Genomic DNA, 15,375 nt, shown 5'->3' with positions numbered 1-15,375 from the left:
AAAAAAATAAAAAACAGTAGAACTTTATTTATTATTAACTTTAAAAACATATATCTAAATTATACGATTCGGCAAATATACAGAGAATATAGTTCCTTCTCCAACAACACTTGAGACAGAAATTTTCCCATCATGGCCTTGAACAATATTTTTAGCAATCGCAAGCCCGAGTCCTGTTCCACCCTTTTTCCCGCGTGTTCTTGCTTTATCAGCTTTGTAAAAACGATCAAACAAGAACGGGATATCTTCTTCTGGAATACCAACACCTGAATCTTGTACTTCGAAAGTAAGACCATTATTTTCCGTATGAATTACAAGTGCAACATGTCCACCTGCATTCGTATGACGAATTGCATTATCAATTAAATTCGTCAACACCTGTTCCATACGGTCTGCATCAAACGGATATTGTTCAATTGGACTTTGGAAATCTACTGTTAGTTCAACTTCTTTATCCTTTGCAATCCCTTGGAATTTACGGCCAATCTTTTCGACAAATGGATGAATATCTACTTCACCAATATGTAACTCTACGTGGCCACTTTCCATACGAGCTAAATCTAATAATTCATTTACAAGTTTACCTAAACGAACGGATTCATCATAAATGATTTGAACAAACTCATTAATTTCCTCTTTCGTTTGCACAATATCATCTAAAATCGCTTCACTATACCCTTGAAGCATGACCATTGGTGTACGAAGTTCATGTGATACATTGGCAATAAAGTCTTGACGCATCTTCTCAAGACGGCGTTCTTCCGTCATATCACGCAACACTGCTACAGCCCCACGAATTTTCGTTTGATTGTAAAGCGGCGTCATAAGAACTACGTAGTTACCTTTTTGCAAATTAATTTCAACAACTTGTTGTTGCTCACTTTCTACAACGCGATGGAATAGTTCCACAAGTTCAGAAGGTAGTTTTTTACTTAGCTCTATCTCTTTTTCTTCTTGCCAAACTTGTAAGAAATTTTCAGCCGGTGGATTAATAACTACGACTTCACCTTCTTGATTTAACGTAATAACTCCATCTGCCATACTACTCAAAATACTAGCTAACTGTTCTTTTTCTTGCTGCAAAGCATTCATATTAAACTTCAACTGTTTACCCATTTGATTTAAGGCCGTTGCAAGCTCACCAATTTCATCCTGAGATACCATAGGGGCCTTTGCATCAAACTTCCCACGTGCCACCTCAAAAGCAACCTCACGCATTTTACGAAGCGGTGCGGTAATTCGAGTAGATAAGAAGAACGCAAAGAAGGTTGTTAATATAATCGCAATCCCAGCCGATAAGAAAATAAAATCAGTCGTTCTCTCCATACCTTGTATTGGTACTTGTAAAGATTCATATACGAACACTGCACTTTGATTTTTTGATTGCACCGGTTTTCCGACAATCATAATATCATTTTCAGTATTTTTATTCTTCCTACTATTAGAAGCTTTTCTTATGTTGTTTTTAATTTCTTTTTTATCTTTAAAAACAGCAGCTAATTCTTTATCTTCTTTTAAATCATCTATTGTTAACGTAACTAATCCTTCTTGTTTCGGAGAAGATGAAATCTCCTTACCATCTTCTACAATAATGATTCTTGAAAGTGGGTCAGAGAATTTATACGCGATATTCTCAATCGTTTTTACATCGGCACCTTCTTCAATTAACTCTGAAACACTTGTCGCAACTTTCTGAAGCCTAGCTTCACTCATATCAACATAATACGTTCTAAAAAACTGTGAAAGTAAAATCGCAACAAATCCAAGAACAAACGAAACGAGAAGTAATATGGTCATCCATAACTTCCCTACTACACTTCTCCAAAGCATCAGTCGTTCACAACCTCAAACTTGTAACCTACGCCCCAAACGGTAACAATCATCTTCGCAGCATCTGGTGATTTTTTACTTAATTTCTCACGTAAACGCTTTACATGCGTATCCACTGTACGTAAATCTCCGAAGAATTCATATTGCCATACTTCTTTCAACAATTGCTCTCGATCGAATACCTTATCAGGAGCTTTCGCTAAGAATAATAGTAATTCATATTCTTTCGGCGTTAAGTTCACTTCATTACCATCTGCAGTAACACGATGTGCATCGTTATCAATTGTTAAGTGCGGGAACACAGTAACATCTTTCGTCGTTGTATCTTGTGTAAAGAATGTTGTTGGTACAGCACGACGTAACACCGCTTTCACACGAAGCACTACTTCACGTGGGCTAAATGGTTTTACAATATAATCATCCGTTCCAACTTCAAATCCTTGTACCCGATTTACTTCTTCACCTTTTGCCGTCAACATAATAATTGGTGTCGCTTTTTTCTCACGAACCCCTTTGCACACTTCGATACCATCTTTACCAGGCATCATAAGATCTAATAAGATTAAATCATAATCATTTTGCAACGCCATTTCTAAAGCTGTATCACCATTATCTGCTTCCTCAATTGTGTATTGCTCTCTTTCTAAGTACATTTTCAATAAACGACGAATGCGATCCTCATCGTCTACAATTAAAATTCTAAATTCATTTTCCATTTCTACCCGCTGCATATTTTCACATCAGCGGTTCACACCTACCCTTCTACACTATTATATTGCGCTATTCTCGGTTATTTAAGCACTCCTCTAAATGTTTCACTTCCCACTATTATGCTTCACAAGAATAATAAAGTTTGTTCAATTTTTTTCCAAAACTATGTATTTTATTTGAACAGTATATTATGTCCTCGACATCATTTTACAAAATCAACCGCTACTTTGTCATGTTTTTCTCAAAAAAGAAGAAAATTTGACAAAAATAAAATAGGAAAGTGACATACACTCTCCTATTTTATTTCTCTATGCATATGAATGTAAACCCGCAATGATTAAGTTCACTACAATAAAGTTAAACATAATGATCGCAAAACCAATTACTGCAAGCCACGCTGATTTTTCCCCATGCCATCCTTTAGATAATCGTAAATGTAATACTGCCGCATAAAAGAGCCACGTTATAAGTGCCCAAACCTCTTTCGGATCCCACCCCCAAAAACGCGTCCATGCTATTTGAGCCCAAATCATCGCAAAAATTAGCGCACCTAATGTGAAAACTGGGAATCCAATTGCAATAGATCGATATCCAATTTCATCTAATAAATCACTATTCGTATTCTTTACTAGTGGCTGAAGTGCCGCTGATACTCGTTTACGTAAAACAAGTCTTAATACAACATAAAGTAGTGTTCCAACTATTAGTGACCAAATAACAGTATTTAATTTTTTCGCATTTACAATCGCAGGAACTTCGACTGTCGGTTCTAATTTATTTTCTGTCAGTAACTTCCCTTCATGTGGTCCAACTAAAGCTGGGAGATTATACTTCATCTCGACTTGTTGTTCATTTTTATCAATCCATTGAAACTTAGCTTCATATTTCATACTGGAGAATACTGTCGTTACCGCAATAAATCCAACTGTACAAACAAGTGTGAACACTACCGTTTCTAACCAAAATGTACGTTTACTTCTCGTTGATTGATCTACATTTTTCAATAAATACATAACGCCCGTAATAAAACTAATTGCTAAAATTGCTTGTCCTGCTGCTGCAGTCGTCACGTGAATGTGTAACCAGTTACTTTTTAAAGATGGGATAAGCGGGGATATTTCCCTCGGGAACATACTTGCATAGGCAATTAATAAAAGAGCAACTGGTAATGCAAATAGTCCAATTATACTTACGCGGTACATAAAATACATTACAATAAATGCTCCGACAAGCATCATACCGAAAAACGTACCGAATTCGAAAAAGTTACTAACTGGCGCATGACCTGATGCAATCCACCTTGTAACAAAATATACTGTTTGTGCTATAAATCCTAAAATTGTAATCGTTATTCCTACATTTGCCCATTTATGGCCCTTTTCTTTAATTGCTCCCCCAAAAAATAGAGTTGCTATTAAATATAAAATAAATGCGGTAAAGAGAAAGTTACTACTTATTTGCACCATATCGTTTCCCCACCTTAACTAATTTTTTTATCAATTACTTTATCATTTGGCTGTGGAATTGCTGTACCTTCTAGTATTCTTTCAATATCTTTCTTTAAACCGAACCAATTTTTATTCGTATGTCCTGCAATCCACCATTCATCATTAACACGTTGTATCCAAATACGGCGATGATTCCAATACATACCTTGAATGACACCAACCATAAATATAAATCCTCCAATACCAAGAATCCAAAGCGTTAAATCTTTCCTAACCGTTAGAGCTGTCGCATTTTGCATTTCAACACCTGCAAATGACATTTTATATTTGTTGTTTCCATCTGCTTCTATATTTTGCTGAATACCAACGAAACTCACTTCACCATCTGGCGTCTCAGGCGTAAACATTTTAAATACGAATGCAGGGTTGTTTGGTAATTTTGTTTTTGTATTCGGTTTTCCATTCTCATCAAAATAAAAATCTGGAAAATAGCTTAATAGTTCTAAAGAATAACCATTTCCTAAATCGTATTTTTCTGTAGGATTCGCTAAATCTACTTTAATTGGTCCCCACTTTTGATTATTTTCTTTGTTTTGCAAGTGGAAGGACATACTTTTAAATTCACTTTCTTTATAATCCACTTGATACACTGCAAATTGATCAAATTTCAATGGCTCATTCACGCGAATTTCCGCTTCTTTTACTTTTTCTAATTTCGGTTTTTGCCCTGCTATATTTTCGCCTACCGCTTTATATAATACTGCATTCGTTTGGAAGTTTTTCGCAATCATTTTATCCCCAACACGGTCTATCGCTTCATCAAAAACTTCCTTATCCTTACTTTTATCATAAACTTCTTTTATAAACTTCTCATTTTTTAAATAGTATTGACCATCCGTCCCTGGTACTTCTTTCGTTTCACCATCACGTAACCAAAGAGCTTCGTCTACGTACATACTCGGTAAAAAACGAAGCATCGCACCGAATAAAAAGATAATAAGGCCGATATGATTTACATATGGACCCCAACGTGAGAAACGTCCCTTTTCCGCTAAAACGTTTCCGTCTTCCACTTTCACGTTATAGTTTCTTTTCTTTAAATTCTTTTGCACTCTTTCCAAGTCACCATCTTGCGGAGTACCAGTCCCGTATAATCTTTGTCTCTTTAAAAAGCTAGGATGTCTTTTTACCCCTTGTTTTTTTAAAGCTTTATAAAGGGGAATAACACGGTCTAAACTACATATCACAAGTGAAGTACCGATAGAAGCAATTAAAATCATGTACCACCATGAACCGTATAAATTATTAAATCCTAATTGATAGTATAATTGCCCTAAAAATCCGTATTCCTGTTTATAATATTCAGCTGGTGCAATTCCTGGCGTTATGTACATTTCTTGCGGAAAAATTGTTCCTATCGCTGATGCAGCTAAAGTTATTACGATTAGCCATACACCTACTTTTACAGAAGAGAAAAAGCTCCAAATTTTATCGACTATCGTTTTTGTTTGCGTGAGAGATCTCCGCGCACTCCCCTCATAGCGCATATCCAATAGTTTTACATTTTCATTGCTTTCAAATGGTTTCCCACAAGCTTCACAAAAAATGGTTCCTATCGGATTAACATGTCCACACTCACATTTAATTTCTTTCAACACTCTCACCGCCCCTGTATCTATATGTACTATTGTATATTCTAACCTCAAGTTACCGCAATACTCAGAATTTTTAAATCAGAGGCGCTATAGACATGCACCTCTTATGTAAAGGCTTTCTTTATTATGGAGTAATTTTCTTTAAATAGCCTTCTAACTGTTCTTTCGTTTGTTCACCTATAATTTGCTCCACTACTTTTCCATCTTTATCAATCAAAAAGCTTGTCGGTAATGGACCTACTCCATATGTGCCTATGATTTTTGTTCCTTTATCAATGGCAACTGGGAATTTCAAATCATATTGTTTCACAAAGTTCTTTACAGCAATATCTGTTTCATCTGCATCTAACGCAATAATTTCAACGCCTTTTTCTTTATACTTTGGATATAATTCATTCATATAAGGCATTTCTTTTTCACAAGGTTTACACCAAGTTCCCCAAAAGTTTAAAAATACACCTTTACCCTTTAAGTCCTTTAATTCAATTTTCTTTCCTTCCAAATCCGTCACAACAAAATTAGGTGCTTCTTTCCCAATTTGCATTTTCTCTTTATCAGTGAAAAACCCTTGATAAAGGGTAAATCCTACAGCACCGCTTAAAATGAGCAGGATGATAACACGAAATAATAAGCGATTTTTCTTCATCTTGTCTCCCCTCTCCTCGGTAAATGGTATGTATTCTTTTCTGTAAATGTTATATTGAATAAATCACCAGCAGAGCACTCCACTGGTGAAATTTTAACTCTATAGCTTATCTTGGCTTTGTAGAAGCAAGCGCGCGTAATTGTTTTACCTCATGTGGTGTCAATTCTCTTGCATCACCAGGTCGCAAACTACCCACTTCTAAAAAGGCATAACGTTCACGTTTTAATTTCACTACTTTACAGTCTAACGCTTCAAACATACGACGTACTTGACGGTTACGGCCTTCGTGAATTGTTAATTGTACAATCGCCATCTCTTTACGCTTGTCCCAAGAAATAATTTTCACATTTGCTGGTGCTGTCTTCCCGTCTTCTAATGTAACACCTCGTTCTAACATGCGAATTTTCTCACCTGTTAATGGCCCTTTTATTTTTGCAACATATGTTTTTTCAACTTTATATCTCGGGTGCATTAATACATTAGCGAAGTCCCCATCGTTTGTCATTAATAATACGCCAGACGTATCATAATCTAAGCGTCCGATTGGGAATAAACGTTGTGTAATTTCAGGGAAAAAGTCTGTTACAACATTTCTTCCTTTATCATCTGATACACTTGAAATTACGCCAGTTGGTTTATATAGTAAAAAATAAACAGGTTCTTCTTTTTCAAGAGGGATGTTATTTACTTCTACTTTATCTTGAGGAGTTACTTTTGTTCCTAACTCCTTCACTATTTTTCCATTAACTTTCACTTTTCCTTGCTGAATTAATTCCTCAGCCTTTCTTCTCGATGCAATACCTGCTTGTGCAATCACTTTTTGTAATCGTTCCATTTCTTTTTTTCACCTCGAATTTATCTTACCTTACATTAGAAAGACTTGGCAACCGCATACGTTTTACGACTGTTCGCCTCGTCTCACTTAAACAACATAGCGATGATATTAAACATATAAAGGGCAAATCATGTTTTTATCCTTTATTATTGTCCATATTTTTCATATTTCTCACAATAAAAGTTCATCATTTTGTCAAAAATACTGCATAAAAAAACCACTATTAAGCTACACCTTAATAGTGGTCGTATACGTATTATAAGCGAAATAGCCTAAAAAATGAATAGTATTACTGAAACAATAAAGAAACAAACACAATTGAGCAAATAATCCCGATTAAATCTGCAAAAAGTCCTACTTTTAATGCATCCCCCATTTTTCTAATCCCAACAGCTCCGAAGTATACTGTTAAAATATAAAAAGTCGTATCTGTACTCCCTTGCATCGTAGAAGCTAATCTCCCAATAAACGAATCTGGTCCATATGTTGCAATTAAATCAGTCGTAATACTTAAACCAGCAGAACCCGAAATTGGACGTATAAGCGCAAGTGGAACGATTTCTGCTGGGACATGAATTAAATCTAACATCGGCTTCATTACAGATATCATCGCATCTAAAGCACCTGATGCCCGAAAAATAGAAATGGATACAAGCATTCCAACCATAAACGGTAAAATGGAAACTGCAATTTGAATCCCTTCTTTTCCTCCCTCAACGAACGATTCATACGTTGGGACTTTCTTTATCGTGCCATATAAAAGGATAAAACCAATTACACAAGGGATTACCCATAATGAAATTGTATTTACAATACTCATTTTTTCCGCCCCTTTCTACTCCTTCTTCGGTAAAAATAGCGGTCAATCCAAATTGCCCCAATCATAGAGAGCACTTGTGCAATGAATGTTACCCCAACAATTTCAGTAGGATTTGCTGATTCATAAGTCATTCGAATCGAAATGACGGTAGTAGGAATTAAAGTAATAGCTGATGTATTTAATGCTAGAAACGTCACCATAGAGCGACTGGCCGAATCCTTTCCTCCATTTAATTCTTTCAGTTGTTCCATCGCTTTAATACCAAGAGGGGTTGCTGCATTACCTAGTCCAAAAAAGTTCGCCATCATATTCGATAGAATAAATCCCATTGACGGATGATCCTTCGGTATTTCTGGAAACAACCTTTTTACTATCGGCATAAAAAGTGTAACTAACTTTTTTAACAACCCTGCTTCCTCTGCAATTTTCATTAAGCCAAGCCAAAATACTAAAACGCTAATAAGTCCTATGCAAATCGTTACCGCATCTTTTGACCCGTCAAATACAGCTTTCGTTACTTCTTCCATCGTTCCGTTTATCATGGCATACACAATCCCTATGACCGCCATCGCTGCCCAGACGAGATTAACCATCGTTCCCAACACCTATCATGTAAGAAAAAATTTCTTTCACATTGTTCCAGTACATACCCGTTGCAGCTACTAACTTCCGTTTACTATAAAATAAATTCCGTTCTCCGACTTTTTCATTACCAACATAAATGTCCGTCTTCCCAACCTTTACTCCATCCGTAAGTTTTGCACTTTTATCGAGTTCAACTTTTAATACTACGTTCTTTTTTTCTTCTTCAGTTAACGGTACCGAAAAACTATTTTTCGTATAAACATGATTGGCATATTTCTTTTCATTTATTTCAGCAAGCGCTCCTTGTCCTAAAACTTTTGTTTGCTTAAAACGTTCAAACCCTTTGTCAAATAGATTCATATGATCATCCCAATCACTAGAAGCACTCAAAGTTACGACAATTAAATCTAGTCCATCTTTTGATGCCGTTGTAACAAGCGTTCGTCCTGCTTTTTTCGTAAAACCTGTTTTCCCACCTGTTGCAAATTCATAATAGGATGTCACAAGCTTATGTTTATTTTTCCACGGATAATCCCATGAATTTGATTTATACGTTTTTGTGCCAAAAATTTTCTTAAAGGTCTCGTTCCCCATTGCATATTTCGTTAACAGTGCCATATCATAAGCCGAAGAATAATGAGAGCCATCTCCATCCAAACCATGAGGATTTGAGAAGTGAGTATCTTTCATTCCAATTTGTTTCGCCTTTTCATTCATTAAATATACGAACCCCTCTATACTCCCTCCTACATTTTCAGCAATTACTTGCGCTGCGTCATTACCTGATCTAAGCATAAGTCCGTATACTAAATCCTCTAGCTTCACTTTCTGTCCAGGTTTTAAATAAATCGCCGATCCTTCCACCCTGACTGCTTCATTACTAACTGATACCATTTCTTTCATTTTTCCTGATTCAGCAGCTAACAAGGCTGTCATAATTTTTGTTATACTAGCAATTTTTTGTGGCTCATGTTCTGCTTTTCCGTATAATACACGACCAGAACTTTGCTCCATTAATACAGCATTTCGAGCGCTAACATTACTGTTCATCTTTGCATATGTAGGAATCGGCATAACGCTTGCGTACATAATAAGAAGCGTAATGATTACACAAATTCGTCTCATATTTCCCCCCACGTCCTTTTGGTACTTTTTGTACAAGTGTATGCTTGGCCTTTTAAAATATGAACGAAATCTTCCTTCTGCTCCCATTAAAAAAGACGCAAGGAATTTGCGTCTAATATGGTGTCCATTCAATTTGTTTCGCAGTTTCAAATCTTTTTTCTACATCAGGCCAATTCACAACATTCCACCAATTTTTAATATATTCATCTTTTCGATTTTGGTATTGTAAATAATACGCATGTTCCCATACATCTAGTACAAGGAGCGGTATCGTATCCCATTGTGTAAACAATTGATGAAGTGTACTCTGCAAAATTTCTAACCTTCCAGATCGGGGGACCCAAACGAGAATCGCCCAGCCTGAACCTTCTACTTTAGAGGCTGCTTCCGTAAAATGTTTTTGAAAACGTAAAAAGCTCCCAAAATCTTGTTCAATTTGTTGTGAAAAAGCCCCTCTTGGACTTCCACCACCATCTTTTTTCATGTTATTCCAAAATATCGTGTGTAAATAATGTCCTGATCCATGAAAAGCCGCTTCTCGTTCCCAATGCTTAATTAAATCAAATTGATTGGTTTTTCTCGCTTCCTCCATCATCTTCTCTGCTTTATTTAACCCTTCTACATAACTACGATGATGTTTATCATGGTGTAACATCATAATTTCTCTAGAAATATACGGCTCTAACGCGTTATATGGATAAGGTAATGGCGGGAGTGTATGCCCTCCAATTGGAACAGCTCGTTCACTATCCCCTCTTTCATATAGTTCATATTCCTCTTCTTGCATAAATACTTCCTGCAGATGATGTTGAATATGTTCTACATCATCGCTTATTTCATACATAAACTCCGCATCCGTTTCGTACTCATGCTCTTTCATACGCTCTAATAATGTCTGAATTTTATAAGCAAGCATATGGACATCATACACTTCCATTGCGCGGCTATCTAATACGTGAAGAACACTTTCACACCAACTTTCTACTTCATGAAAGTAATCTGTAAATACACCTTGCTGACTCATGTTACACCTCCTTATTGCTATCCACTTAAATATATTCAATGAAAATCCCTTATATAACTGTACAAAAGGAAAAGAAGCTAAGTCTCCTTAGCTTCTTTTCCTTAATTAGTATTTGTGTAACATCTTCGTTTGGTAATCTGTCTCATAATATTCTAGTTCTTCACGCATCAATTGAAATTTACCTTCTAAATTCTTCATCACTTGCTCTATAGATGAAGGTGGTGTTTGTTGAAAAACGATAGAATTTTTTCCTGTATATGCAGATCGACTATTTTCATACCAATGATCACTCTTCGGGGAAAAAAACTCTGCAATTACTTGATGATATATCTTATATAAAATTTTTTCAGCTGCTGTTTTTCGAAATGGCTGGCTATTCAGCAAAACAAAACATGCATCATGTCCTTCTTCGCAAAAAACGAGAAGACGTCTCATTGATGCTAATAACCCTTTATAATATTGCTCGTTCCCAGCTGGTGTCTCTTCTAATAAAAAAGGCAACGTATGATAATTTACATAATTGGTTATCAAAGTAATCGCATCTTCTAAAAATATAGAAACTTGTTCTGTTTGATTTTCAACCATCAAATTAGACATTTCTTCCCTCTCCCTTTCCATTTCACGCTATTTCTATTCTTTTATTTTTATGTAATTCAGCCAATATTTCTTGTACTTTCAACACTGTTCTCTCATCAAAATATTGTTGAAATTCTTCTATATTATTTAAATATAAACGTTTTTGCGCACGGAGCTCCTTATCTTTCACTAAACAACATATCGCTACAATATCCCGTAAATATATGTCTTGTTCTTCTACTTTACACACTGGATTTCCTTCAAAAGGAGTAATTTCTTGTATAACTTCTTCAAAATAGCGAACGTATAAAACTGAAAAAGTTTTCTCTTTATCATTTAATATATATGTCACTTCAGATCTGTTAAAAAAATCTTCTGATGTATTAGGTTTTGCTTTCTCTAACTCATGCCCCGCATAACCTATTATAATCATATACTTCCCCTCTCTTCCTTCTTTCACTCCATTTTAACTTAACTTTCTGATAAACGAAATATTCTTTTAAATATACCTATATAAAAAATAGCTTACCTATACAGGAATTTACCTTTTTATTTTTCTTGAAGTTTGTCATAATAATATTATTGTCTCAGTTTTCTTATACAAGGAGAGTTGTATTTATGTCGTTTTCATGGAAACGTTTCTTACAAATCGGGAAAATTATCTTCCCATTTGTTGTATTAACAGTTGTATTCTTTCAAGCAAAAAAAGAATTAGCGGGCATTTCTTTTTTAGAAGCGATTGATACAATTAAAAACATTCCAACTGGAGGAGTCTTTTTAGCAATTACACTTGGTGCATTCGCTGTATCAACGATGTTCTTTTATGATTATGTTATGCTTCGTTACTTAAAAGCTGATATACCTGTCCAAAAGATTTTCCGTATCTCATGGATTGCGAATACTTTAAATGGTTTTATTGGATTTGGTGGCCTCGTTGGAGCTGGTGTACGAACAATGCTTTATCGTCCATACATAAAAGAAAATGGCAAGCTTATTAAAAGTATTGCCTGGATGACGACTGCCTTTATTAACGGATTAGCCATACTTTCATTCCTCGGTCTTATCGGAATATTAGACACAAGATTTATTTTGCATGAAAAACCGTGGTTATGGCCTGTCCTTATCTTCTTTGCCCTTTTCGTCCCTATATACATCGGCTTTTCTAAACTTAAAAATAGAAAAACAACGCAAACCGAAGGACAAGAAGAGGAAGAGAAAAATCCAACTGTTTTATACTCATTAGTTTCATTAGTCGAATGGGTATCTGCTGGTATCGTTATGTACGTCATTTTAATACTGTTTGGAATTGAAGTTGACTTTCAAAAGTTTTTAGGTGTATATGTAATTGCTGCCTTAGCTGGCGTCGTTAGTCTTGTCCCTGGTGGGCTTGGTTCATTTGACCTTGTCTTCTTAACTGGACTAGGACAATACGGCATTGATACAGGTGTTTTACTGCCTGCTATGTTACTATATCGCCTCGTCTATTACATTTTACCATTCTGCCTTGGTCTCATTTTTGCGGCTTTCGAAATGACAGGAGTGGCCATTAAAAAGTTTGAAGATAAACCTTTTATTGCGCCTGCATTAGAAACCACTGGCGTTATATGGACTTTGCAGCGTGACTTTCTAGGGAAATTAGGTTCATGGGCATCTGCTGCTTTAACAGTATTTGCTGGCTTAATGGTTATTTTATCGACTATTTTACCAACAAGTATAAACCGGGCACACGCCTTACATATTTTAGCTCCAAAGCATCTGATTCAGTTTTCTTTTAGCTTATCACTAACATTCGGTATTCTCCTTCTAATCCTTTCAAGGGGAATATATTACGGAACAAAACGTTCTTATTATATGACAATTATTTCTTTAATTGGAGCCGCTATCTTTAATACGCTAAAAGGAATTGATATTGAAGAAACATTTATTTTGTTAATCGTACTCGCTGTATTATATATGCTTCGTAAAAGATTCGTACGCGAGAAAATGGAAGTCTCACTTTCTGATATCGTAAAAGTTTTTATATTCTTACTTGTAACGTTATATTTATATAAAAACTTAGGTATTTTATTTGCAGGTGCAAAAGAAGCTTTTAAACCTGATTTCGTCGTTCGTAATATTACCCAAGTGAAACGAAGTGCATTAGCAGCTGCCTTTTTCGTTCCTACTTTTTTACTAATTGGCTCACTCATTGCCAATCGTTATCGAAATGAATTTCCCGGGCAACCAGCAAATGATAAAAGGTTACAAAACTTCTTAGATGAACACGGTGGAAATGTACTTAGTCATTTAGGTTATTTAGGAGATAAACAATTCTTCTTTAGCAGTGATGGGAAAGCGCTCCTTCTCTTCTCCATAACTGGAAAACGTCTTGTTGTATTAGGTGATCCAATTGGTGACCCTTCCTCCTATCGTAATGTGTTGCAAGAGTTTTTAGCTGAAGCTGATCGATTCGGATACATTTGTGTATTTTATCAAATCGAAAGTAAATGGATGAGTTTATATCATGATTTTGGTTATAACTTCTTTAAACTTGGTGAAGAAGCTGTCGTTGATTTAAATACATTTACAATAACAGGAAAGAAACGCGCTGGTATGCGAGCGACTTTCAATCGTTTTGAAAGAGAAGGCTATACATTCTCTATTCATCAGCCGCCATTCTCAGACGAATTATTCGAAGAGTTACGGAAAGTTTCTGATGCATGGCTCGGTGGAAAAAAAGAGAAAGGTTTTTCACTCGGATACTTCGATCGTGAATATATTAGCCGTGCTCCTATCGCTACATTATCTGATGCGGATGGAAAGATTATCGCATTCACAACCTTTATGCCCGTATATCAAAACGGATCATTGTCTGTTGATTTAATGCGCTATTATCCAGATGCACCTAGTGGAATTATGGACGCAATTTTCATCCACTTATTCCAATGGGCAAAAGAAAATGAATATCACTCCTTTAATATTGGTATGGCGCCACTTTCCAATGTTGGGTTATCAACACAATCATTTTGGTCTGAAAGAGTTGCTGCTGCAATCTTTAATAACGTTCGTTATACGTATAGTTTCAGCGGATTACGACATTTTAAAGAGAAATACAAACCAGCATGGAGCGGTAAATATTTAGCATTTAGGAAGAATCATTCTTTACCAATTACGATGCTCTCTGTAACAAAACTAATAGGAAAAAGAAAAAACAGCTAAAAATTTAGCTGTTTTTTCTTTTTTGAACTTGTACGATAAAATCCTTCTCATATTTCTTACCATTTATATAAAAAGTTCCCCACATTTTATACGTGCCTTGGGCAGGAAATGTAATACGATACTGTAATTGCTCATCCGTATCAACAGGCATAGCGTATAAAAAGTTTTCCCTCGTTTCATCTACGATATAAAGAGTTTCCTCTTCTCCTCTCTCTGAATGTAATTTCAATTTTTCACCCTTTTTTGCTTGAAACTGAAATGTTAACGTCACCGGCTCATTCGGATGTAATGCACCGAATAAAAGAGAAACTTCATGCTCTCCAATTTTTTTTGTAAGTACACTATCGACTGGCAGGTTCACCTTCTTCTTATTTTTTTCTTCTTTTTCTCTCCCAAAATCTGTCTTCGCGAATGATTCTACTGACTTATTTTTGTCTTCATATAAAAATATTGTATACGCTTCATCTTTCGCTATTTTGGAAGATAACTTATATGATCCATTCCCTGCAAATGTAGGTTTAATCTGTTGTATATGTTTTAACTGTTCATCTACAATAACTGCCCGAATTTGATCATTTACACCACGAACCTCATTATTCTTTTTATTTAGTAATTGAAACAAAATATCTACTTTATCATTTCCTTTTCCATTTGATACATCCCATTTTACTTCTTGAACATCTCCTACCGTCTCTACGGTTTCCTGATATTTTTTTATGTAAAATCCTCCCGCCACAATAAGTACCAAAGCTACAAGTCCAATGACAAGATTTTTCAAAAAATCACCTACCATTTTTATTGTCTCTGTTTATACAAAACTTCTTTCATATATATTCTAGATTATGATTTATGAAATCCTCCTCTTTTGCACATATTACAAATAATTAAAAAGATTTTAATTGAACGGATTCGTAGTGTATAA

General features: G+C 35.4%; 14 protein-coding genes. 1 reads left to right on the top strand and 13 read right to left on the bottom strand.

Translation table 11 applies throughout. From position 1 onward, the window contains the following. Positions 1-54: 54 nt before the first annotated feature. From resE to MHH42_RS07305, 12 genes are all read right to left on the bottom strand, one after another. On the bottom strand, positions 55-1,830 hold the full coding sequence (resE, locus tag MHH42_RS07360) for a sensor histidine kinase ResE (protein ID WP_000964660.1): 1,776 nt from the start codon (positions 1,828-1,830) through the stop codon (positions 55-57). After that, positions 1,830-2,546 carry a DNA-binding response regulator ResD gene (resD, locus tag MHH42_RS07355; RefSeq protein ID WP_000426665.1) on the bottom strand — a complete coding sequence of 239 codons (717 nt, stop codon included), beginning with the start codon at positions 2,544-2,546 and terminating at the stop codon, positions 1,830-1,832. The genes resE and resD overlap by 1 nt, the downstream gene beginning before the upstream one ends. A 303-nt stretch (positions 2,547-2,849) precedes the next feature. Continuing rightward, complete coding sequence (resC, locus tag MHH42_RS07350; protein ID WP_340893073.1) at positions 2,850-4,007, bottom strand: cytochrome c biogenesis protein ResC; 1,158 nt, start codon at positions 4,005-4,007, stop codon at positions 2,850-2,852. A 14-nt stretch (positions 4,008-4,021) separates the two neighbouring features. Next, positions 4,022-5,647, bottom strand: a complete 1,626-nt coding sequence (resB, locus tag MHH42_RS07345) for a cytochrome c biogenesis protein ResB (protein WP_000910514.1) — start codon at positions 5,645-5,647, stop codon at positions 4,022-4,024. A gap of 121 nt (positions 5,648-5,768) precedes the next feature. After that, entirely contained in the window at positions 5,769-6,290 is a 522-nt protein-coding gene (resA, locus tag MHH42_RS07340) for a thiol-disulfide oxidoreductase ResA (RefSeq protein ID WP_000742208.1), read from the bottom strand. A 106-nt stretch (positions 6,291-6,396) separates the two neighbouring features. After that, a complete protein-coding gene (gene rluB / locus MHH42_RS07335; RefSeq protein WP_000440550.1) occupies positions 6,397-7,125 on the bottom strand; it encodes a 23S rRNA pseudouridine(2605) synthase RluB in 729 nt (242 codons plus the stop codon). A gap of 289 nt (positions 7,126-7,414) precedes the next feature. Further along, complete coding sequence (spmB, locus tag MHH42_RS07330; RefSeq protein ID WP_000029515.1) at positions 7,415-7,945, bottom strand: spore maturation protein SpmB; 531 nt, start codon at positions 7,943-7,945, stop codon at positions 7,415-7,417. Next, positions 7,942-8,538, bottom strand: a complete 597-nt coding sequence (gene spmA, locus MHH42_RS07325; protein ID WP_000247802.1) for a spore maturation protein SpmA — start codon at positions 8,536-8,538, stop codon at positions 7,942-7,944. Before spmA ends, spmB begins: the two co-directional genes overlap by 4 nt. Next, positions 8,531-9,655 carry a D-alanyl-D-alanine carboxypeptidase DacB gene (gene dacB, locus MHH42_RS07320; protein WP_001252633.1) on the bottom strand — a complete coding sequence of 375 codons (1,125 nt, stop codon included), beginning with the start codon at positions 9,653-9,655 and terminating at the stop codon, positions 8,531-8,533. Before dacB ends, spmA begins: the two co-directional genes overlap by 8 nt. A gap of 112 nt (positions 9,656-9,767) precedes the next feature. Continuing rightward, positions 9,768-10,679, bottom strand: a complete 912-nt coding sequence (locus MHH42_RS07315; protein WP_000082676.1) for a superoxide dismutase — start codon at positions 10,677-10,679, stop codon at positions 9,768-9,770. Between the two features lie 105 nt (positions 10,680-10,784). Continuing rightward, positions 10,785-11,276: a YpuI family protein gene (locus tag MHH42_RS07310; RefSeq protein ID WP_000067560.1), complete on the bottom strand. Its 492-nt coding sequence runs from the start codon at positions 11,274-11,276 to the stop codon at positions 10,785-10,787. A 22-nt stretch (positions 11,277-11,298) separates the two neighbouring features. Continuing rightward, positions 11,299-11,688 (bottom strand): hypothetical protein, encoded by a 390-nt coding sequence (locus tag MHH42_RS07305; protein WP_000583780.1) that lies wholly within the window; start codon positions 11,686-11,688, stop codon positions 11,299-11,301. Between the two features lie 185 nt (positions 11,689-11,873). Between MHH42_RS07305 and mprF the strand changes: the two genes are divergently transcribed. Continuing rightward, positions 11,874-14,453, top strand: a complete 2,580-nt coding sequence (mprF, locus tag MHH42_RS07300) for a bifunctional lysylphosphatidylglycerol flippase/synthetase MprF (protein ID WP_000010881.1) — start codon at positions 11,874-11,876, stop codon at positions 14,451-14,453. Positions 14,454-14,457: 4 nt separating this feature from the next. On the opposite strand, the gene MHH42_RS07295 is transcribed toward mprF, so the two are convergent. Further along, complete coding sequence (locus MHH42_RS07295; protein WP_340893072.1) at positions 14,458-15,246, bottom strand: hypothetical protein; 789 nt, start codon at positions 15,244-15,246, stop codon at positions 14,458-14,460. Between the last annotated feature and the right edge of the window lie 129 nt (positions 15,247-15,375).

The organism is Bacillus sp. FSL L8-0099, assembly GCF_038006385.1.
GTDB lineage: Bacteria > Bacillota > Bacilli > Bacillales > Bacillaceae_G > Bacillus_A > Bacillus_A toyonensis.
This window is presented reverse-complemented; position numbering and strand designations above follow the sequence as displayed.